This window comes from Pseudomonas sediminis, from assembly GCF_002741105.1.
GTDB classification, from domain to species: Bacteria; Pseudomonadota; Gammaproteobacteria; order Pseudomonadales; family Pseudomonadaceae; genus Aquipseudomonas; species Aquipseudomonas sediminis.
In genome coordinates this window covers 270,397-290,225 of record NZ_NIQU01000006.1, presented here as the reverse complement: position 1 = coordinate 290,225, position 19,829 = coordinate 270,397, and the positions used below count along the sequence as shown (strand labels likewise).

Genomic DNA, 19,829 nt, shown 5'->3' with positions numbered 1-19,829 from the left:
CTGCAATGAATAGCCAGCAAAAACTGGACGACTATCAGCTCTGTATTCGTGCCCTCAGTGACCGCATCGTCGATGCGCAAACGCCCATCCGCGTACTCGATGCGGTGAAGTGGGACGATGGCATCCGTGATGGCTTTCTCAAGGCCAAGGGCAAGCAGCCGCCAGCCGTGGATCGCGACTACTACCTGAATCGACCGCTGGCTTTCGATGCCGCTGCGAAGAAGTTGGAATTCCAGAACATCGAGCGTGACATCACCCGTCAACTTGGCCAGTTCAATCCGGTCGGGCAGATCATGCGGCGCATGTGCAAGGAATACCGCATGGTCATCCGCATGCTCGAGGCGCGTGGCACCGAGGACTTCGGCCTGATCAGCCAGGAACTGTATGGCGCTGCCTCCGACGCCTTCCACGCCGGTGATCCGACCTTGGCCGATCTCGGCCTGATGCTTTCGGACTACCTCAACAACATCGCCGCGCGTGGCGACCTGGAAGACGAGGCCAAGACCCTCGGTGCCAGTGATGCGGTGAACATCCTGCAGCAGCGCCTGGCTGGCGTATTTGGCGACGAAACCATTCGTGTGTTCGAGTCCGACGGTATTCTCGCCGATGCCGCCGCTGGGGCCGACTACATCAAGATCCGCAGCGACGCGCGTTTCAACGAGCGTGACGTCAAGGCGCTGGAGGTGCACGAAGGTCTGGTGCATGTCGGCACCACGCTCAATGGGCTCAACCAGCCGATCTGCACGTTTCTGGCCAAAGGGCCGCCCTCATCGACGGTGACCCAGGAAGGTTTGGCCATTCTCATGGAGGTGATCGCCTTTGCTTCCTACCCCACGCGTTTGCGCAAGCTGACCAACCGCACCCGCGCTATCCACATGGCCGAAGAGGGCGCGGATTTTCTCGAGGTATTCGAGTTCTTCCGCGAGCAGGGCTATGGCCTCGAAGGCGGCTACAGCAACGCCAGCCGGGTGTTCCGTGGCTCCTTGCCGACGGGCCTGCCGTTCACCAAGGATCTTTCCTACCTCAAAGGTTTCATCCTCATCTACAACTACATCCAGCTGGCGGTGCGCAAGGGCAAGCTGGAGCAGATTCCGCTGCTGTTCTGCGGCAAGACCACCCTGGAAGACATGCGCACCCTGCGCAAGCTGGTGGATGAAGGACTTGTGCAGCCACCCAAGTATCTGCCGCCGCAGTTTCAGGACATGAACGCGCTGTCGGCCTGGATGTGCTTCTCCAACTTCCTCAATCACTTGAGCCTGGATCGCATCGAAGCGGACTACGCCAATATCCTTTGATCGCAGTCCGGTAGGGTGCGCTGCGCGCACCGCTGCCGTAGCCCGGATGAAATCCGGGAAGCCTTGGAGACCGCCCCGTGCCCAGCCATCAACTCGAATACGAAATCCTCGGCGCTTCGGCGCAATCGGTGGAGATCATTCTCGACCCCGGTGAGACGGTGATCGCCGAAGCCGGGGCGATGAACTACATGACCGACGGCGTGCGCTTCGAGACGCGCATGGGTGATGGCTCGTCAAATGGTCTGCTGGGCAAGCTGTGGAGCGTCGGCAAGCGCATGCTCACCGGTGAGTCGCTGTTCATGACCCACTTCAGCAATGCCGGCAAAAGTCAGGCACGGGTCGCCTTCGCCGCGCCTTATCCGGGCACCGTGGTGCCCATCGACCTGGCAAAGATCGGCGGTCGCTTGATCTGCCAGAAAGACGCCTTTCTCTGCGCCGCGCATGGCACCAGCATCGGCATCAGCTTCGCCAAACGCCTGGGCGCCGGTTTTTTCGGCGGCGAGGGCTTCATCCTGCAGAAGCTCGACGGTGACGGCCTGGCTTTCGTGCATGCTGGCGGCACCGTGATCCGCAAGGAGCTGAACAACGAAACCCTGCGCCTGGACACCGGTTGCCTGGTGGCCTTCAGCAGCGGTATCGATTACGACATTGCCCTGGCTGGCGGCCTGAAAAGCATGCTCTTCGGTGGCGAAGGCATTTTGCTGACCACGCTCAAAGGCACCGGCACGGTGTGGATTCAGAGCCTGCCGTTCTCGCGCCTGGCGGAGCGCGTCTACGCGGCGACCGTTCAGGCTCGCGAAGAGGTGCGCGCCGGTGGCAAGTAGCCTGCGGGCGCTGGTGTTGCTGCTGGCCAGCCTGTGGTTGGCTGGTTGCAGTGGCCTGCTGTTCTACCCGGAACCAGGGCTGCCGATTACTCCGGAGCGTGCCGGGCTGGAATACCGCGACATCGAGCTGCGCGCCGCCGATGGCACGCGTTTGCACGCCTGGTGGCTGCCGGCCAAGGCTGGGGTGAAGGTCAAGGGCACGGTACTGCACCTGCATGGCAATGGCGGCAACCTGGCCTGGCACCTGGGTGGCGTTCACTGGCTGCCGGAGCAGGGCTACCAGGTGCTGATGCTGGATTACCGGGGGTATGGCCTGTCCGCTGGCAAGCCGCGTTTGCCCGAGGTCTACCAAGATATCGACGCGGCCTTCGCCTGGCTCGACCAAGCGCCGCAGGTGCAGGGCACGCCGCTTTTCGTACTCGGGCAGAGCCTCGGTGGCGCCCTGGCCGTGCATTACCTGGCGCAGCATCCCGAGCGCCAATCGGCCTTGCAGGCCCTGGCGCTCGATGGTGTGCCGGCCAGTTATCGCGATGTGGCACAGCATGCGCTGAGCACATCCTGGCTGACCTGGCCGCTACAGGTGCCGCTGTCCTGGCTGGTACCGGACGGCGACAGCGCGATTCGCAGCATCGAGCAACTCGAAGGTGTGCCCTTGCTGATCTATCACAGCATTGACGATACGATCGTGCCGCTTTCCAATGGCCAGCGCTTGTATCAAGCTGCGCGTCCGCCACGCGCCTTTCAGGCGACCCGTGGCCCGCACGTGCAAACCTTTGCCGAGCCCGCCTGGCGCCAGTCACTGCTGGCGTTCTTCAGTGCGCCGCAGGCTTTTGTCGAGCGGCAGGCGCCGACCATCGAATCCGCAACAGAGAGTACGCAATGACCGAACGCAATCCTATCCCTCTGATCCTCACAGGTGTCGCCAGTATCGTTGGCACCATCGGTGTGCTCTGGTTCTACGGCTACGTGCATTTCGCCAAACCGGAGGACGCACTGCTGCTCTCCGACTTCACCATGCTCAAGACCATTCCCGGCGAGGACTACAAGGTCTCGCTGAAACCGGCCGATCAGGTGGCGCAGTGCATCGATGGCGTGCTGGTGTTGTTCGATCTGCAGCAGAAAGGGCTGACCGGCGTGCTGGTGGACAACAAGAAGCAGGCTGTGCGTTGCATCGGTCAGGAAACTCCGGCGCTGGAGCAGTAAGGCAGAACGCTTACGTAGGGTGTCGCGGGGCCGCCTAGGCCGTGCGTAGCGAAACGTAGGCGTGAGTCTCGGTTGCGCCAAAAAGAAACCCGCCATCAGGCGGGTTTCTTCATTACAGCGGTGCTATCAGGCGCCGGCAGACGAGCGCGGAGCGACCGGCTGGTTGTCGTTGGAGATGGTCACCTCTACGCGACGGTTCTGCGCACGACCGGAGTCGATGGAGTTGTCCGCGACCGGATACTCCTTGCCATAACCTTGGGCGACGATGCGCGTCGGTTCCACACCGGCGCGAATCAGTGCGCGACGGACGGATTCGGCGCGACGCTCGGACAGACCCTGGTTGTAGCTGGCCGAGCCGACGCTGTCGGTGTAACCCTCGACGATCACCTGACGCTCCGGGTTTTCCTGGAGAAAGCGTGCCAGTTGGGTGACGTTGGGCAGCGCACTGCTCTTCAGTTCTGCCTTGTTGAAGTCGAACAGAACGTCACCGAAGGTCACCAGCGTGCCGCGTTCGGTCTGCTTGGCGTTGAGGCTGTCCTGCAGCTTGCGGATCTGTGCATCGCGAGCATCGAGCAGAGCTTGGGCGCGCTGCGCCGAAGAGTTCTTAAGCTCGGCTTCGGCGTTACGCAGCACGATGGTCTGCTTGGCCACGTCGACGCGCTTGTTGGTCAGGTAGGCCAGTTGGTCGACCTTCTTCTCGTCTTCCTTTTCCATGTAGGCCTTGTCGGCCTTGTTCAGCCACTCCTGGGCTTCCTTGGTTTCCAGCGCTGCGACCTTGCTCGCCTGCGGATCGCTCTGCAGTGAGGAGAAGTTGCTACGCGCCGACTCAAGGTTGGCGTTGGGCTGGTGCGAGCAGGCGGCCAGGCCGACGCTCAGGGCCAGAAGGGCGGGGATCATCACGTGTTTACGCATGGCGTTCATCCTTTGATCTGTCAGCGAATGGGTGGGGTGCATGGCGCTCACTGAGCGTTACGCATGCCTTCCTCACGCAGTTCCTGAACACCCTGGCGGGCGTCCTGCAATGCTTGTTCGGCTTTGGCGGCCTGAGCCTTGCGCTCGGCGAGACGAGCATCCCATTCAGCCTGTTCGGCCAGGCGGCGGGCTTTCTCGTACTCTTTCTCATGCATGGCCAGTTCGGCCTCTTTGAGCTTGTCCTGCGCAGACTTCATTTCCACGGCGGCAAACTCGGCACCGCCAGCGCTGATCGCCGAGTTCACGGCAGATTGCGTCACGGCATATTGCTCGCTGGGCGGGTTACCCGCGCAGCCAGCCAGTACCAGGCTGCTGCCCAGTACCAAGGCGGCCAGTTTGATCCCGTGCATGCGGCTGCGCGGGGCTTTTTCGGTATGGGTCTTCATGGCGGCTAACTCCATTTGAAACACTCCTATGAACGACGATATCCGTAGCGATTGGCCTCTCGTGTCGTCCGTCTACCAAAGGTGTTGGCGGTGTCGGCTGGTCACGATGGCCTGTAAGTGGGACCGGCAGGTTTTTCGAATAGTTCAGAAAAAAACACAGCCTGCTTATGGCTTTCTGGATGACTGGTTAGTCAACTATTTGCGTATGGAAAGGCCTCGGCGTGGTTTTTTATGCGCACCTAGAACGCTCCTAAGCCCTTCTATTTAGTTGGTTTTGTAGGTTTTTTCGGGGTGAGGGAGGCCGGCGCGCCAGCGCATCGGCGAAGGCGGAGGGAGGTGCTGCATCGATGCAGAGATGGCTGCTCGGCAGGCGTGTTATCAGCCTGAGCGTCCGAAATTGAACAATATGTCGAACACGACGGCCCGCTCAGGGCGTCAATGGCTCGTCTCTTTGCTCGTATCACTCAGTTCACGCAGGTATTTGCGCGACAGCGCCAGGAACCGTGGAGTCGGACCGACGTCCTCGTACAACGGGTCGCCTTGCTCGTCCAGCGCCACCACTTTGTTGCCGCGCACGTAAGGCAGGCTGGCCTCGAGTTCCTCGAGCGCCGCGCCGATCAGCTCTCCAAGCAGTTCCTCGCTGTGATGCTTGGGGTACATCTCGGTGAGCGCCGCCAGGCGAGCGGCCGATTCGATATCCAGGTGGATGTGATAACGAGTCGGGGTCAGGTGGCCCTTGGCATGTTGTTCCCAGTGTTTTGCCAGTTCGCGAATTCTCATGTCGTAGCTCCTCACAGGTGGCGCCGGCGGTGCCCACTGGCGAAACCGCAGCGCCCATCGACAAGCCTAGACCCAGCACGCAGGCTCGCCCTGGTGCACGTCGCACCCTTGTAAGAAGTTGGCGCGCTGGGCACTCTGTTGACACTGGATAGGAGAAGGAGTGCGACATGGCGGAAATCGATGCTCGCCTGCGTGAAGAGGTGCACCTGCTCGGCGAGTTGCTCGGGCATACCATCAGCACCCAGCTGGGCGACGAGTTTCTCGACAAGATCGAACGCATACGCAAGTCGGCCAAGGCCGGTCGTCGTGGCTCTGCCGCGGGTGCCGAGCAGTTGACCAGCACCCTCGGGGACCTGGATGACGACGAACTGCTGCCGGTGGCGCGGGCCTTCAATCAGTTCCTCAACCTGGCCAATATCGCCGAGCAGCAGCACCGTGTGCGTCGTCGCCGTGCCGGTGAGCCCGAGCCGTTCGAGTTGCGTGTGCTCGACGAATTGCTTGAACGTCTGCTCGCCGCCGGGCAGGGCAGCGATGAGCTGGCGCGTCAGTTGGGGCGTCTGGACATCGAGCTGGTGCTGACCGCACACCCGACCGAAGTGGCGCGGCGTACCCTGATCCAGAAATACGATGCCATCGCCGCGCAACTAACGGCACTGGATCACAGCGATCTATTGCCAACAGAGCGTGAACGCATCGCCCAGCGTCTGCAGCGGCTGATCGCCGAGGCCTGGCACACCGAGGAAATTCGCCGCAGTCGGCCCAGTCCGGTAGATGAGGCCAAGTGGGGCTTTGCCGTTATCGAGCATTCGCTGTGGCAGGCCGTACCGCAGTTCCTGCGTCGTGCTGATCAGAGCCTGCAGGCCGCCACCGGTCTGCGTCTGCCGCTGGAGGCTGCGCCGATTCGTTTCGCCTCGTGGATGGGCGGCGACCGTGACGGTAACCCCAATGTCACCGCGCGCGTGACCCGAGAGGTGTTGCTGCTGGCGCGCTGGATGGCCGCCGATCTTTACCTGCGCGATGTCGACAACCTGGCCGCGGAGCTGTCCATGCAGCAGGCCAGTGACGAACTGCGCGCGCAGGTGGGCGACAGCGCCGAGCCTTACCGTGCCTTGCTCAAGCAGTTGCGCGAGCGCCTGCGCGAAACGCGCAGCTGGGCGCAGCAGGCGCTCACTGCCGATGTGGCGCCCAGCGCTGCAGTACTGCGCGACAACCATGATCTGCTGGCGCCGCTGCAGCTCTGCTACCAGTCACTGCATGCCTGCGGCATGGGCGTGATTGCCGATGGTCCGTTGCTCGATTGCCTGCGCCGGGCAGCCACCTTCGGTCTGTTCCTGGTGCGTCTCGACGTGCGTCAGGATTCCTCCCGGCATGCGGCTGCGATGTCGGAAATCACCGATTACCTCGGACTCGGTCGCTACGCCGAATGGGATGAGGAGACGCGTCTGAGCTTCCTCCAGCGCGAGCTGGAAAACCGCCGCCCCTTGCTGCCAAGCGACTATCGACCCTCGGCCGATACCGCCGAGGTACTCGCTACCTGTCGCGAGGTGGCAGCCGCTCCTGCCGCATCGCTGGGTTCCTACGTGATCTCCATGGCTGGTGCCGCCTCCGATGTGCTGGCCGTGCAGCTGCTGCTGAAAGAGGCCGGGTTGCGCCGGCCGATGCGGGTGGTGCCACTTTTTGAAACCCTGGCCGATCTGGACCATGCCGGGCCGGTGATCGATCGTCTGCTGGGGTTGCCCGGCTATCGCGCGCGCTTGCATGGCCCGCAGGAAGTGATGATCGGCTATTCCGATTCGGCCAAGGATGCCGGTACAACCGCCGCGGCCTGGGCCCAGTACCGCGCTCAGGAGGAGCTGGTGCGTCTGTGTCGTGAGCATCAGGTCGAACTGCTGCTGTTCCATGGTCGCGGTGGCACCGTCGGCCGTGGCGGTGGCCCCGCTCACGCGGCCATTCTGTCGCAACCCCCTGGCTCGGTGGCGGGGCGGTTCCGCACCACCGAGCAGGGTGAAATGATCCGCTTCAAGTTCGGCCTGCCGGATATCGCCGAGCAGAATCTCAACCTCTATCTGGCTGCAGTGCTGGAAGCCACGCTACTGCCACCGCCAGCACCGGAGCCGAGCTGGCGGGCGATGATGGACCGCCTCGCCGATGCCGGCGTGAAGGCTTATCGCGACGTGGTACGCGAGCATCCGCAGTTCGTCGAATATTTCCGCCAGGCCACGCCGGAGCAGGAGCTCGGCCGCTTGCCGCTGGGCAGTCGCCCGGCCAAGCGGCGTGAGGGGGGCGTGGAAAGCCTGCGGGCCATTCCGTGGATCTTCGCCTGGACGCAGACACGCCTGATGTTGCCAGCCTGGCTCGGCTGGGAGCAGGCGCTGGGGCAGGCGCTGCAAGGCGGTGATGCTGAACTGCTGAAAAGCATGCGCGAGCAATGGCCATTCTTCCGCACCCGCATCGACATGCTGGAAATGGTCTTGACCAAAGCGGATGCCAATATCGCCGCCCTGTATGACGAGCGTCTGGTCGAACCGGCCCTGCAGCCGCTGGGGGCGCAGTTACGCGACCTATTGTCGCAGGCGTGCGCTGCCGTGCTGGAATTGACCGGGCAGTCTCGGCTGCTTGCGCACAATCCGGAAACCCTGGAATCGATCAGCGTGCGCAACACCTACCTCGACCCGCTGCACCTGCTGCAGGCCGAGCTGCTGGCGCGCTGCCGGCAACGTGAACAGGCGCCGGAGAGCCCTCTGGAGCAGGCGTTGCTGGTCAGCGTGGCAGGTATTGCGGCAGGTTTGCGCAACACCGGTTGAAGGGCGGCAGGTGCTGGTCGGCATATGCCTGGCCAGCGTCATATGCCGGATTCAGGCCGTCAGGAGGAGGGGTTTTATCCGACTTTTGGCGGCTTGTGCGCCTGGGGTGCGCTGTGTATCTTGAGCAGCCTTTTGGCCGCTACGGCAGCCGCACTACATTCAAGAGATTGGCCCCACGAGGCGAGTCCGACCGATTACTACATAACTCTTGAGGAGCACATCGATGCGCGTGATTCTGCTGGGGGCGCCCGGTGCCGGCAAAGGTACCCAGGCTCGCTACATCACCGAGAAATTCGGCATTCCGCAAATCTCCACTGGTGACATGCTGCGTGCTGCGGTCAAGGCTGGCACCGAGCTCGGCCTGAAGGCCAAGAGCGTGATGGATGCCGGTGGTCTGGTCTCCGACGACCTGATCATCAATCTGGTCAAGGAGCGCATCGCTCAGGCCGATTGCGCCAATGGCTTCCTGTTCGACGGCTTCCCGCGCACCATTCCGCAAGCCGAAGCGCTGCGTGATGCTGGCGTCGCTCTCGATCACGTGGTCGAGATTGCCGTGGAAGACGAAGAGATCGTCAAGCGTCTGTCTGGCCGTCGCGTTCACCCGGCTTCCGGCCGTGTCTACCACACCGAGTACAACCCGCCGAAGGTTGCCGGCAAGGACGATATCAGCGGTGAGGAACTGGTCCAGCGCGAAGACGACAAGGAAGAAACCGTGCGTCATCGCCTGTCCGTCTATCATTCGCAGACCAAGCCGCTGGTGGACTTCTATCAGAAGCTCTCCGCTGCATCCGGTACCCCGAAATACAGTCATATCCCGGGTGTCGGCAGCGTCGAAGAAATCACCGCGAAGACCCTGGCAGCCCTGGGCTGAGTCCAGCTCGCCGAGTGTCATCGCAACAAGGCCCCGAAAGGGGCCTTGCTCGTTTATGGAACCTGATACGTTCTGGTCGCTCTCAAGCATGGCCGCGCAATGCGGGCCGACTAATATCGACGATGCAGCCTCCGGCCGGCGCCGGGGCGTGTCGATAACCTATAAGGAAGAGGGCATTCAATGACCGAGAAACGCATCTGGCTGGGCCTTGCGGTATCGCTGCTGGCCACTCCGCTGGCATTTGCTGACAGCAAAGAAGATTGTTCCGTCGCCGAATTCACCATGGGTTTGCGCTTTCAGCAGCAGTCCGCAGAGGTCCAGGCGCTGCAACTGCAGGCCTACAACATCGCCACGGAGAAGCTCGACAAGGCTGTGGCGGCGGCGAAGGATCCCTCGAAGCTGGCCATCGTCACCGACCTCGACGAAACCGTGATCGACAACAGCGCGCTGCTGGCGCGCGATCTGGCCAACTGTCATCAGTACGATGCCTGGGACACCTGGCTGCCATGGGAACGTGACGGTACGCCGGAGCTGATCCCTGGCGCGAAGAAGTTTCTCGAGCATGCCGACAAGCTCGGCGTGACCATCCGCTACGTCTCCGATCGTGCCGACGAGCAGAAGAAATACACCCTGGCCACCCTGAGCAAACTGGGCCTGCCGCAGGTATCGGAAGAGAGCGTGCTGCTGCTCGGGCCGCCCAAGGTCGAGCGTCGCGCCATCGTCAGTGCCGATCACCAGATCATCATGCTGCTGGGCGATACGCTGCATGACTTCGATGCGCGTTTCCGCAAAACGCCGCTCGATGCGCAGCGCAAGACCGTTGCCGAAGAGTCGGACAAGTGGGGTGTGGAGTGGATCGTGTTCCCCAATGCCGGATACGGCACCTGGTCCAAAGCGCCGCTCAAAGGCTGGGAGGCCGAGCCGGTAGTCGAGCCCTGGTAAGAGCCTGTTCAAAGTCTGCTGCGCGTCGGCCCTGCCGCGTTAAAAACAGGCTCGAAATGCTCATGTACAAAAGTACACTCCGCTTTCTCGCCTGTTTTTGCCTTGCATTGCTCTAGCTCGCGAGACTTTGAGCAGGCTCTAAGGGTGCCCATCGGTCGCTCGGCGCAAGTCGGGCGCCGACATGGTGCTGGAAAAAATGTCTTCGAGCCGGTCTAATGCCGGCTCTTTTTTCTTCAGCTGTCCGAATGCAATGACCACTCTCCTGGCCCTCGATACCGCCACCGAAGCCTGCTCCGTCGCGCTGCTGCATGATGGTCGCGTGCTCAGCCACTACGAAGTCGCCCCGCGTATGCACGCGCAGCGTCTGTTGCCGATGATTCAGCAACTGCTGGGTGAGGCGGGTATCGCCGCTTCGGCACTCGATGCCATTGCCTTCGGCCGTGGTCCGGGTGCGTTCACCGGGGTGCGTATCGCTATCGGCGTGGTACAGGGCCTGGCCTTTGCACTGGATCGACCGGTGCTGCCGGTTTCCAATCTGGCCGTGCTGGCCCAGCGCGCGCTGCGTGAGCAGGGCGCGACTCAGGTTGCCGCCGCCATCGACGCGCGCATGGACGAGGTTTACTGGGGTTGCTACCGCGCAGAAGCCGGCGAGATGCGCCTGCTTGGCCAGGAAGCGGTGTTGCCGCCGGAGCAAGCTGAAGCGCCGCGTGGCAGCGATGGTGAGTGGTTCGGCGCCGGCACGGGCTGGGGCACCTTCGCCGCGCGTATCGCCCTCAGGCCTGTGGGCATGGATGGCAGCTTGCTGCCGCATGCCGAAGACTTGCTGAGCCTGGCTCGTTTTGCCTGGGCCCGTGGCGAGGCGTTGCCGGCTGATCAGGCGCAACCGGTGTACCTGCGTGATCAGGTCGCCACGCCGAAAGCACCGCCGGCATGACAGCTGGTCGGATGCTTGACGTCAGTATTCCCTTGGCATTTGCCAACGACGCAGGCCGCCGCTACATTGCCAGCACTGTCCCTTGTTCAGCCGAGCCCACCGAGCAGTCCTAGATGCGGATCGACGGTTACTTACCCTCCTACTCGCCAGATCGTGGCCCCCGTTCGGGCACCGCGGTCACGCCCTATCGCGAGGCACAGCGGGAGGTCGAGGCTCAGCGTGAACAACCGGCTGCACCCGCCAGTAGCCAGGGGCTGGAGCAGGCGCCGCAGATTCGCCGCGTACAGGCCAGCAGCAGTAACACCGACAGCCTGCCGACCCGTTCGCAGGATCTCGGTTATCCACAGCCTGCGCTGAGCAACCGTGCTACTCAGGCGTTGGCCAGCTACAGCACCACCGCCGCTTACGCCAGCGATTACGATGCGCAGGAAGTGCTCGGGCTCGATCTCTACGCGTAACCCCGTTTCATACCCTCTCAGCCAGGCCCGCTAAACCGATCGATGAGCGCTGCGCTTCCCTATTACCTCGGTTGTCCATCCTGGAGCGAAGCGGCCTGGCGCGCCACGCTGTATCCGCAGGATACCCGGCCAACCGAGTTTCTCAGCCGCTACACCGAGGTATTCAACGTGGTGGAAGGCAACACCACGTTCTATGCCAGACCCAGCGAGCAAACAGTGGCGCGCTGGGCGCAGGCCATGCCGGCGCACTTTCGGTTCTGCGCCAAGTTGCCGCGAGACATCAGCCATAGCGAGGATCTTTGCCAGCAACTGGATGAAGTCACGCAGTTTCGCCAGTTGCTGGCGCCGCTCGGCGAACGGGTGGCGCCATACTGGCTGCAACTGCCGGCCAGCTTCGGCCCGTCGCGGTTGGCGGAGCTGGCAACGTTCATCGAGCAGTGGCGTGATTGGCCGCTGGCGATAGAGGTGCGCCACCCGGAGTTCTTCGCCAAGGGCGATGCCGAGCGCGTGCTCAATCGCCTGTTGCACGAGCGTGGTATAGAGCGCATCTGTCTGGATTCGCGTGCGCTGTTCAGCTGCGATTCGCAGGAGCCCGCCGTGCTGCATGCGCAAGCCAAGAAGCCGCGCTTGCCGACTCGGCCTACCGCGTTCAGTCAGAGCCCGCAGTTGCGCTTCATCGGCCATCCCGAGTTGTTGGCCAATGACCCCTTCATGCTGCCCTGGCTGGACAAGGTTGCCGGCTGGATCGAACAGGGGCTGCGCCCTTATGTCTTCGCCCATACCTCGGACAACCGCCTGGCACCGGAGCTGGCGCGGCGTTTTCATGAGCAGCTGATGCAGCGCCTGCCTGGCTTGCCCGAACTGCCGGTGTTGCAGACGGAGCCGGAACTGGAGCAGCTTGGCTTACTCTGATGGAGCATGGATATGCTGATACGGATAATCGGCCGTTTGCTGTTTCTCTCCGTGCTACTGGGCGCGGCGTTGCTGGTAGCGCTGTGGCGTGGTTGGCTGGATGTGGCGCCGCGTTTCAACCCCTGGGCGCCGCTGGACGTGCGAGAAACGCCGAACCTGCTGACCCCCTTAAAACTCTGGCGCCTGAGCGAGGATCGTGAGCTATGCGATCTGGCCCTGGCGACTTCTGAGCTGCGTTTTACCCGTCTGCCCGACAGCACGCCGCATCCTGGCTGCCCGATTGAAAATGCCGTGCGTATTCAGGGGGCCAGCGTTGGCCTGAGCAGCAGTTTCATGGCTACCTGTCCGTTGGCGGTGAGCTTCGCTTTGTTCGAGCGACATGGCTTGCAGCCGGCTGCGCAGGCGGTGTTCGGCCAGCCGGTCACCCGTGTCGAACACGTCGGCAGTTTCGCCTGTCGCAGCATTGCTGGCAGTCAGCGGCCTAGCCAGCATTCCTATGCCAACGCGCTGGACATGGTCGGCTTCCGACTGCGCGACGGCCAGCACATCAGCGTGCTGCGCGACTGGCCGGGGCAGGGCGACAAGGCGCGCTTTCTGCGCCTGGTACAGGAAGCAGCCTGTGACAGCTTCAATGTCACCCTGGGGCCTGAATACAACGCTGCGCACCGCGACCATTTTCACGTGGACATGGGCATGTGGCGCATGTGCCGCTAACGTTTGGCCAACAGCAGGTCGGCTGCCTGCCCGCTGCGCCCATCGGCGAATTCGAATCGGCCCAACTGGGCGATCTGGTCGTAAGCGCCGAGGGCGATGCTGACGTCGCGGGCGCGCAGGTCGATGGCGCTGACACCGGCTTCGCCAAGCGTTTGCAACTGCTGGCGGCCCTGGGCGTCGAAACGCAGCAGGCGCAGTTTGTCGAACACTGCATCGGCTGCATCGATACGGCCGTCGCCGTTATCGTCGAAGCCTGCCAGTTCGGCGAAGCCATTGGCAGCCCCATGCTGATCACCGAATAGTTCGCGGCCATCGTCGATGCGCCCATTGCCGTTGCGATCCAGCGCCAGTAGCGCATTGTTACCGGTGGGCGCGCTGATCGAATCCACACGGCCGTCGGCATCCAGATCGAAACGCACCGGGCGGCCAAGACCACTGGTGGAGAAACCGTTGCCAGCCATATCCAGTACCAGCGGGTCGACCTGCTGGGGCGCCTGGCCCGCGCTGACATTCAGTTCCAGGCCGCGCTGCTCGATTACCGCCTGGCTGACCACTGCGGCGCTGCTGGATACGGCAGGTGGCTCGGCGGTTTCCCGCAGCTCGCGAGCTATCTCACCGGGCTTCTGCTCGTCTTCGATACCTAGAGTGCGCCGCAGAATCTGGTAGTTGATGGATTCGTGCGTTGCGCGGTCGAGCTCTTCATCGAGAGGACGAGCGCTGCTGGGGCTGCTGCTTGGGCGTGGGGCGGAGAGGGCGTCGAACATGTTCACTCTCGATGCGGCTGTCGGCGGCCGGGTCTGGCAGAATGCCGCTTCTTCGATATCGGCCGTGTGGCCGGTGCTTTGAGTGATTTTTGAGCAGAATGAGCCAATGACCGACGAGCGGCACAACGCCAGCATCCGTATCCAAGCCTTGCATCCTCAGTACGCCGAAGCGGCCGCCCGCTGGGCGCAGCGCTTAGGTCTGGCGCAGGAGGGCGAGACCGAGTTCGCCCTGCAACTGGGTGACGACGGGCTGCAACTGGTCGAGCTGGGCGACAAGGCGCCTGGTCCGGTGCGGGTGGATTTCGTCGAGGGGGCTGCGGCGCATCGCCGCCAGTTCGGCGGCGGCAGTGGGCAGATGATTGCCAAGGCCGTAGGCGTGCAATCGGGCATTCGGCCACGGATTCTCGATGCGACGGCGGGGCTGGGGCGTGACTCGTTCGTGCTGGCCAGCCTGGGCTGCGAAATGACCCTGATCGAGCGTCAGCCGCTGGTCGCTGCGCTGTTGGAAGACGGCCTGCAGCGTGCGGCGCTGGATTTCGATGTGGCGCCCATCGTCGCGCGCATGCGCCTGCTTACCGGAAATGCCATCGAGCTGATGCGCAACTGGCAGGACGAGACACCGCAGGTGATCTACCTCGATCCGATGTTCCCGCATCGTGACAAGAGTGCGCTGGTGAAGAAGGAAATGCGCCTGTTTCGTCCGTTCGTCGGTGATGATCTGGATGCGCCGGCGTTGCTCGAAGCGGCGCTGGCGCTGGCCACCCATCGCGTGGTGGTCAAGCGCCCACGCAAGGCGCCGGCCATTGAAGGGAGCAAGCCGGGCTATGTGCTGGAAGGCAAGTCGAGCCGTTACGACATCTACCCGAAGAAGAAGCTGGAAGCCAACGCGTAGCGCCTCCTCGGTTCAGGGTCGGAAAGCGCGCAGAAACAGCTGTACCGCGTCCTGCACATGATGTTCCGCGGCTTCACCCTCAAGCGGCTCGCCACAGCCGATCAGCAGGCGGAAATGCGCGCCGCCCTTGAGCAGGCTGAAGAAGTGGTCGGCGGCCAGATGCGGATTGTCCAGGCTCAGCAGTCCGCGCTGGGCCGCTTTGTGCAGCAGCACTTCCATCTCTTCCTGAACCCGCTTTGGGCCAGCTTCGTAGAACATCTGCGACAGCTTCGAGCCCTGGCTGGCCAGGTTCACCATCATCCGGTGCATCTCCACCGATTCGCGGCTGTTGACCAGTGCCAGGAAGCCGCGCGCAATGCCCATCAACTGGCTTTCCAGCGGTACGTTGTCCGGTAGCTCGAACAACAGTTCGGGGAGTTGCTCTTCGCATTTGGCCTTGATCGCCGCGGAGAACAGGGTCTCCTTGTCGGTGAAGTGGCTGTACACCGTGAGCTTGGAAACGCCCGCCTCGGCAGCGATGGCGTCCATGCTGCTACCGTCATAACCATTACGCAGGAACAGGCTCTTGGCTGCCTCGAGGATGGCGCGACGTTTGGCGGGGTCTTTCGGACGACCGGGGCCGGAAGGTTGTAACAACTTGTCAGGCATTGGCGAATTTTAATACTGGACTGGCGAGTTTGCTATTTTTACTATACCCGCCAGTACAAATATTCCAAGGGATATCTCCAAAGGCGTCGACTAGTCAGTCAGCTTTGGGGTGGCCCGAAACCTTCTCCGAAAGGTCTTGCACATGTCTCGCCACGTTCTCCCGCTCGTTGCGTCTTTGGGTCTCGCATTTCTGTTGTCTGCCTGCGGTAATACCGAGCAGGCGGAGCAGCCGATCCGTCCTGCCATGGTGGTGCAGCCGCAGCCGGCGACCGCGCTGGTCGACAGCTATCCGGGTGAGGTGCGCGCACGCTACGAGCCGGAGCTGGCCTTCCGCATCGCCGGCAAGGTGAGCAAGCGCACGGTGGATGTCGGTGACCGGGTGAAGAAGGATCAGGCCCTGGCCGAACTGGATCCGCAAGACGTGCGCCTGCAACTGGAGGCCACTCGCGCGCAGATGGCGGCAGCCGAGGCCAACCTGCAGACCGTGCGCGCCGAGCGTGAGCGCTACAAGAAGCTGCTTGAGCGCAATCTGGTCAGCCGTTCGCAGTTCGACAACGTCGAAAACCAATACCGTTCCGGCGAAGCACGCTTGAAGCAGGTCAAGGCCGAATACGACGTGGCCCGCAATCAGACCGACTATGCCGTGCTGCGCGCCTCACAGGACGGCGTGATCGCCCGTCGTGTGGTTGAGGTGGGGCAGGTGGTGGCGGCTGGTCAGACGGTGTTCACCCTGGCTGCCGACGGCGAACGTGAGGTGTCGATCAGCCTGCCGGAACAGAGCTTTGGTCGCTTCGAGATTGGTCAGGTGGTCGAGGTCGAACTGTGGTCGCAGCCTGATCAGCGTTTCCCCGGCCGCATCCGCGAGATGGCCCCGGCGGCCGATCCGCAGTCGCGCACTTTCGCCGCACGTGTCGCGTTCACCGAAGGCAAGGTGCCGGCTGAGTTGGGGCAGAGCGCGCGGGTATTCATCGCCAGCAATGGCGAGGTACCGCTGGCGGTACCGCTATCGGCACTCAGCGCCGAGCAGGATCAGGCGTTCGTCTGGGTCGTCGATCCGAAGGAACACCGCGTGCAGCGCCGTCCGGTGCGTATCGGTGCCTATGGTGATGATCGGGTGCCGGTGCTGGAGGGGCTGACCGCTTCCGATTGGGTGGTCGCCGCCGGGGTGCAGATTCTTCGCGAAGGCCAGCAGGTGCGCCCGGTCGATCGGGACAATCGCAACGTCGAACTGGCCGCCAAGGAGTAAGCCCGCATGAGCTTCAACCTGTCTGCCTGGGCGCTGCGTCATCGTCAGATCGTCCTCTACATCATGCTGTTGTTCGCCGTGGTAGGGGCGCTCTCCTACACCAAGCTGGGCCAGAGCGAAGACCCGCCGTTCACCTTCAAGGCCATGGTGATCCGCACCAACTGGCCGGGCGCCAGCGCCGAAGAGGTGTCGCGTCAGGTCACCGAGCGCATCGAGAAGAAGTTGATGGAGACCGGCGAGTACGACCGCATCACCAGCTTCTCCCGCCCGGGCGAGTCGCAGGTCACCTTCATGGCGCGCGACTCGATGCGCAGCTCCGAGATTCCCGAGCTGTGGTATCAGGTGCGCAAGAAGATCAGCGACATTCGCCACACGCTGCCGCCCGGTATTCAGGGGCCGTTTTTCAACGATGAATTCGGCACCACCTTCGGCAATATCTATGCGCTGACCGGTAGCGGTTTCGACTACGCGGTGCTCAAGGACTACGCCGACCGTCTGCAGCTGCAACTGCAGCGGGTCAAGGATGTGGGCAAGGTCGAACTGGTGGGGCTGCAGGACGAGAAGATCTGGATCGAACTGTCCAACACCAAGCTGGCTACCCTCGGTTTGCCACTGTCTGCCGTGCAGCAGGCGCTGGAGGCGCAGAACGCGGTAGCCGCTGCCGGCTTTTTCGAAACCCCCAGCGAACGTATTCAACTGCGCGTGACCGGGCGTTTCGAGTCGGTGGAGGAAATCCGCGATTTTCCCATTCGCGTTGCTGATCGCACCTTCCGCATTGCTGACGTTGCCGAGGTCAAGCGCGGTTTCAACGACCCACCCGCGCCGCGCATGCGTTTCATGGGCGAGGACGCCCTGGGCATTGCCGTATCGATGAAGGACGGCGGCGATATCCTGGTGCTGGGCAAGGCATTGGAAGACGAGTTCGCCCGTCTGCAACAGACGTTGCCGTTGGGTATGGAGCTGCGCAAGGTGTCGGATCAGCCGGCGGCGGTGAAGACCGGCGTGGGCGAGTTCGTCAAGGTGCTGGTGGAGGCGTTGGTGATCGTGCTCGCGGTCAGCTTCTTCTCCCTCGGTCTGCGCACCGGCCTGGTGGTGGCGCTGGTGATCCCGTTGGTATTGGCGATGACCTTCGCTGCTATGTACTACCTCGGCATCGGCCTGCACAAGATTTCTCTCGGCGCGCTGGTGCTCGGCCTCGGCCTACTGGTGGACGACGCGATCATCGCGGTGGAGATGATGGCGATCAAGATGGAGCAGGGCTACGACCGCTTCAAAGCGGCCAGTTTCGCCTGGACCAGTACGGCTTTCCCCATGCTCACCGGCACCCTGATCACCGCTGCCGGTTTCCTGCCCATCGCCACTGCGCAGTCCGGTACCGGTGAGTACACCCGCTCGATCTTCCAGGTGGTGGCCATTTCGCTGATCGCCTCATGGATCGCGGCAGTGATGTTCGTACCCTATCTGGGCGACAAGCTGCTGCCGGATCTGGCCAAACTGCACGCTGCCAAGCACGGCGGCAGCGATTCAGGTCATGACCCCTATTCGACGCCGTTCTACCGCCGCGTTCGCGCCACGGTGGAATGGTGCGTGCGCCGCCGTGGCATCGTGATCCTGCTGACCATTGCACTATTCGTTGCGTCGGTGCTGCTGTTTCGTTTCGTGCCGCAACAGTTCTTCCCGGCCTCTGGACGCTTGGAGCTGATGGTCGACATCAAACTGGAGGAGGGCGCTTCGCTGAGCGCTACCGAGGCCGAGGTGCATCGCCTGGAAAAGCTGCTCAAGGAGCAGCCCGGCATCGACAACTACGTGGCCTACGTCGGCACGGGGTCGCCGCGTTTTTACCTGCCGTTGGATCAACAGTTGCCGGCGGCCAGCTTTGCCCAGTTCGTGGTACTGGCCAAAAGCATTGAAGAGCGAGAGCGCCTGCGTGGTTGGCTGATCAAGGTGATGAACGACGAGTTCCCGACCTTGCGCAGTCGCGTCAGCCGCCTGGAGAACGGGCCGCCCGTGGGCTACCCGATCCAGTTCCGCGTCAGCGGTGAGCACATCGCCGAGGTGCGCGCGCTGGCCCGTCAGGTGGCGGACAAGGTGCGCGAGAACCCGCATGTGGTGAATGTGCACCTGGACTGGGAGGAGCCGAGCAAGGTGGTGATCCTCAATATCGATCAGGATCGCGCCCGCGCGCTGGGCGTCAACACCGCCGAGTTGTCGCGCTTCCTGCAGGGTTCGCTGTCCGGTACCAGTGTCAGCCAGTATCGCGAAGGTAATGAGCTGATCGAGATTCTCCAGCGCGGCACGCCGCAGGAGCGCAAGGCGCTGAGCCTGCTGCCGAGCCTGGCGGTGCCGACCGACAGCGGTCGCAGTGTGGCACTGTCGCAGGTGGCGACCCTGGAGTACGGCTTCGAGGAAGGCATCATCTGGCACCGCAACCGTCTGCCCAACGTCACCGTGCGTGCCGACGTCTATGGCAAGCAGCAGCCGGCCAACCTGACCCAGCAGATCCTGCCGACGCTCGACCCGATCCGCGCCGAGCTGCCTGCGGGTTATCTGCTGGAGGTCGGAGGCACGGTTGAGGATTCCCAGCGCGGACAGAAGTCGGTCAACGCGGGTGTCCCGCTGTTCATCGTGGTGGTACTGACGCTGCTGATGCTGCAGCTGAAAAGCTTCTCGCGTTCGGCGATGGTATTTCTCACCGCGCCGTTGGGCCTGATCGGCGTGACCCTGTTCCTGCTGATCTTCCGCCAGCCGTTCGGCTTCGTCGCCATGCTCGGCACCATCGCCCTGGCTGGGATGATCATGCGCAACTCGGTGATCCTGGTCGATCAGATCGAGCAGGACATCAGCCACGGCCTGGACCGCTGGCACGCCATCATCGAGGCGACGGTGCGCCGCTTCCGGCCGATCGTGCTGACCGCCCTGGCGGCGGTGCTGGCGATGATTCCGCTGTCGCGCAGCGTGTTCTTCGGGCCGATGGCGGTGGCCATCATGGGCGGACTGGTGGTGGCCACGGCATTGACTCTGCTGTTCCTGCCGGCGCTGTATGCGGCGTGGTTCCGGGTCAAGGAGAGCGAGGCGCGTTGAGTCGTGGCATCAGCGGCGACTGACCGTCGCTGCTTGAGCCCCTTCCACGGGGTTCGTCATGGCAATAAAAAACGGGAGCCATTGGCTCCCATTCTTTTATGTA

19 protein-coding genes are annotated in these 19,829 nt (G+C 62.9%); 14 read left to right on the top strand and 5 right to left on the bottom strand.

Features of this window, described 5'->3' with window-relative positions:
• Positions 1-5 precede the first annotated feature (5 nt).
• From CDO35_RS16475 to CDO35_RS16460, 4 genes are all read left to right on the top strand, one after another.
• Complete coding sequence (locus CDO35_RS16475) at positions 6-1,295, top strand: flavohemoglobin expression-modulating QEGLA motif protein (protein ID WP_099525768.1); 1,290 nt, start codon at positions 6-8, stop codon at positions 1,293-1,295.
• A 77-nt stretch (positions 1,296-1,372) separates the two neighbouring features.
• Entirely contained in the window at positions 1,373-2,119 is a 747-nt protein-coding gene (locus CDO35_RS16470; RefSeq protein ID WP_099525767.1) for a TIGR00266 family protein, read from the top strand.
• The gene (locus CDO35_RS16465; RefSeq protein WP_099525766.1) at positions 2,109-3,002 is read left to right on the top strand and encodes an alpha/beta hydrolase; all 894 of its coding nucleotides are present in this window, start codon (positions 2,109-2,111) and stop codon (positions 3,000-3,002) included. The genes CDO35_RS16470 and CDO35_RS16465 overlap by 11 nt, the downstream gene beginning before the upstream one ends.
• Positions 2,999-3,322, top strand: a complete 324-nt coding sequence (locus tag CDO35_RS16460) for a PA3694 family proteiin (RefSeq protein ID WP_099525765.1) — start codon at positions 2,999-3,001, stop codon at positions 3,320-3,322. Before CDO35_RS16465 ends, CDO35_RS16460 begins: the two co-directional genes overlap by 4 nt.
• A gap of 126 nt (positions 3,323-3,448) precedes the next feature.
• On the opposite strand, the gene lptF is transcribed toward CDO35_RS16460, so the two are convergent.
• The 3 genes from lptF to CDO35_RS16445 form a co-directional block, all read right to left on the bottom strand.
• Entirely contained in the window at positions 3,449-4,234 is a 786-nt protein-coding gene (gene lptF / locus CDO35_RS16455; protein ID WP_099525764.1) for a lipotoxin F family OmpA-related lipoprotein LptF, read from the bottom strand.
• 47 nt (positions 4,235-4,281) lie between these two features.
• Positions 4,282-4,695, bottom strand: coding sequence for a DUF4398 domain-containing protein (locus CDO35_RS16450; RefSeq protein WP_099525763.1), 414 nt, complete (start codon positions 4,693-4,695; stop codon positions 4,282-4,284).
• A 420-nt stretch (positions 4,696-5,115) separates the two neighbouring features.
• On the bottom strand, positions 5,116-5,460 hold the full coding sequence (locus CDO35_RS16445) for a pilin assembly protein (protein ID WP_099525762.1): 345 nt from the start codon (positions 5,458-5,460) through the stop codon (positions 5,116-5,118).
• A 167-nt stretch (positions 5,461-5,627) separates the two neighbouring features.
• Here CDO35_RS16445 and ppc point away from each other — a divergent pair, with 167 nt between their 5' ends.
• From ppc to CDO35_RS16410, 7 genes are all read left to right on the top strand, one after another.
• On the top strand, positions 5,628-8,264 hold the full coding sequence (gene ppc / locus CDO35_RS16440) for a phosphoenolpyruvate carboxylase (protein ID WP_099525761.1): 2,637 nt from the start codon (positions 5,628-5,630) through the stop codon (positions 8,262-8,264).
• Between the two features lie 223 nt (positions 8,265-8,487).
• A complete protein-coding gene (gene adk, locus CDO35_RS16435) occupies positions 8,488-9,135 on the top strand; it encodes an adenylate kinase (protein WP_099525760.1) in 648 nt (215 codons plus the stop codon).
• A 180-nt stretch (positions 9,136-9,315) separates the two neighbouring features.
• A complete protein-coding gene (locus CDO35_RS16430) occupies positions 9,316-10,077 on the top strand; it encodes a 5'-nucleotidase, lipoprotein e(P4) family (protein ID WP_099525759.1) in 762 nt (253 codons plus the stop codon).
• 250 nt (positions 10,078-10,327) lie between these two features.
• Positions 10,328-11,011, top strand: a complete 684-nt coding sequence (gene tsaB / locus CDO35_RS16425) for a tRNA (adenosine(37)-N6)-threonylcarbamoyltransferase complex dimerization subunit type 1 TsaB (protein ID WP_099525758.1) — start codon at positions 10,328-10,330, stop codon at positions 11,009-11,011.
• Between the two features lie 113 nt (positions 11,012-11,124).
• Positions 11,125-11,469 (top strand): hypothetical protein, encoded by a 345-nt coding sequence (locus CDO35_RS16420; RefSeq protein ID WP_099525757.1) that lies wholly within the window; start codon positions 11,125-11,127, stop codon positions 11,467-11,469.
• 42 nt (positions 11,470-11,511) lie between these two features.
• Positions 11,512-12,381, top strand: a complete 870-nt coding sequence (locus CDO35_RS16415) for a DUF72 domain-containing protein (protein WP_099525756.1) — start codon at positions 11,512-11,514, stop codon at positions 12,379-12,381.
• A 12-nt stretch (positions 12,382-12,393) separates the two neighbouring features.
• Positions 12,394-13,095 (top strand): extensin-like domain-containing protein, encoded by a 702-nt coding sequence (locus CDO35_RS16410; protein WP_099525755.1) that lies wholly within the window; start codon positions 12,394-12,396, stop codon positions 13,093-13,095.
• Here the strand turns inward: CDO35_RS16410 and CDO35_RS16405 are convergent.
• A complete protein-coding gene (locus CDO35_RS16405; protein ID WP_243699100.1) occupies positions 13,092-13,859 on the bottom strand; it encodes a hypothetical protein in 768 nt (255 codons plus the stop codon). The genes CDO35_RS16410 and CDO35_RS16405 overlap by 4 nt on opposite strands.
• A 106-nt stretch (positions 13,860-13,965) precedes the next feature.
• Between CDO35_RS16405 and CDO35_RS16400 the strand changes: the two genes are divergently transcribed.
• Entirely contained in the window at positions 13,966-14,751 is a 786-nt protein-coding gene (locus CDO35_RS16400; RefSeq protein ID WP_099525753.1) for a class I SAM-dependent methyltransferase, read from the top strand.
• Positions 14,752-14,763: 12 nt separating this feature from the next.
• Here CDO35_RS16400 and CDO35_RS16395 read toward each other — a convergent pair whose 3' ends face one another.
• Positions 14,764-15,399: a TetR/AcrR family transcriptional regulator gene (locus CDO35_RS16395; protein WP_099525752.1), complete on the bottom strand. Its 636-nt coding sequence runs from the start codon at positions 15,397-15,399 to the stop codon at positions 14,764-14,766.
• Between the two features lie 142 nt (positions 15,400-15,541).
• On the opposite strand from CDO35_RS16395, the gene CDO35_RS16390 reads away from it, so the two are divergent.
• The gene (locus tag CDO35_RS16390) at positions 15,542-16,645 is read left to right on the top strand and encodes an efflux RND transporter periplasmic adaptor subunit (RefSeq protein ID WP_099525751.1); all 1,104 of its coding nucleotides are present in this window, start codon (positions 15,542-15,544) and stop codon (positions 16,643-16,645) included.
• A 6-nt stretch (positions 16,646-16,651) separates the two neighbouring features.
• Positions 16,652-19,726, top strand: a complete 3,075-nt coding sequence (locus CDO35_RS16385) for an efflux RND transporter permease subunit (protein ID WP_099525750.1) — start codon at positions 16,652-16,654, stop codon at positions 19,724-19,726.
• Positions 19,727-19,829 lie beyond the last annotated feature (103 nt).

Excerpts from the sequence above, each read along its gene's own strand:
- CDO35_RS16475 (WP_099525768.1), top strand. The coding sequence starts at position 6 with ATGAATAGCCAGCAAAAACTGGACGACTATCAGCTCTGTATTCGTGCC.
- CDO35_RS16460 (WP_099525765.1), top strand. The coding sequence starts at position 2,999 with ATGACCGAACGCAATCCTATCCCTCTGATCCTCACAGGTGTCGCCAGT.
- lptF (WP_099525764.1), bottom strand. The coding sequence starts at position 4,234 with ATGCGTAAACACGTGATGATCCCCGCCCTTCTGGCCCTGAGCGTCGGC.
- CDO35_RS16450 (WP_099525763.1), bottom strand. The coding sequence starts at position 4,695 with ATGGAGTTAGCCGCCATGAAGACCCATACCGAAAAAGCCCCGCGCAGC.
- CDO35_RS16445 (WP_099525762.1), bottom strand. The coding sequence starts at position 5,460 with ATGAGAATTCGCGAACTGGCAAAACACTGGGAACAACATGCCAAGGGC.
- ppc (WP_099525761.1), top strand. The coding sequence starts at position 5,628 with ATGGCGGAAATCGATGCTCGCCTGCGTGAAGAGGTGCACCTGCTCGGC.
- adk (WP_099525760.1), top strand. The coding sequence starts at position 8,488 with ATGCGCGTGATTCTGCTGGGGGCGCCCGGTGCCGGCAAAGGTACCCAG.
- CDO35_RS16430 (WP_099525759.1), top strand. The coding sequence starts at position 9,316 with ATGACCGAGAAACGCATCTGGCTGGGCCTTGCGGTATCGCTGCTGGCC.
- tsaB (WP_099525758.1), top strand. The coding sequence starts at position 10,328 with ATGACCACTCTCCTGGCCCTCGATACCGCCACCGAAGCCTGCTCCGTC.
- CDO35_RS16420 (WP_099525757.1), top strand. The coding sequence starts at position 11,125 with ATGCGGATCGACGGTTACTTACCCTCCTACTCGCCAGATCGTGGCCCC.
- CDO35_RS16415 (WP_099525756.1), top strand. The coding sequence starts at position 11,512 with ATGAGCGCTGCGCTTCCCTATTACCTCGGTTGTCCATCCTGGAGCGAA.
- CDO35_RS16410 (WP_099525755.1), top strand. The coding sequence starts at position 12,394 with ATGCTGATACGGATAATCGGCCGTTTGCTGTTTCTCTCCGTGCTACTG.
- CDO35_RS16405 (WP_243699100.1), bottom strand. The coding sequence starts at position 13,859 with ATGTTCGACGCCCTCTCCGCCCCACGCCCAAGCAGCAGCCCCAGCAGC.
- CDO35_RS16400 (WP_099525753.1), top strand. The coding sequence starts at position 13,966 with ATGACCGACGAGCGGCACAACGCCAGCATCCGTATCCAAGCCTTGCAT.
- CDO35_RS16395 (WP_099525752.1), bottom strand. The coding sequence starts at position 15,399 with ATGCCTGACAAGTTGTTACAACCTTCCGGCCCCGGTCGTCCGAAAGAC.
- CDO35_RS16390 (WP_099525751.1), top strand. The coding sequence starts at position 15,542 with ATGTCTCGCCACGTTCTCCCGCTCGTTGCGTCTTTGGGTCTCGCATTT.
- CDO35_RS16385 (WP_099525750.1), top strand. The coding sequence starts at position 16,652 with ATGAGCTTCAACCTGTCTGCCTGGGCGCTGCGTCATCGTCAGATCGTC.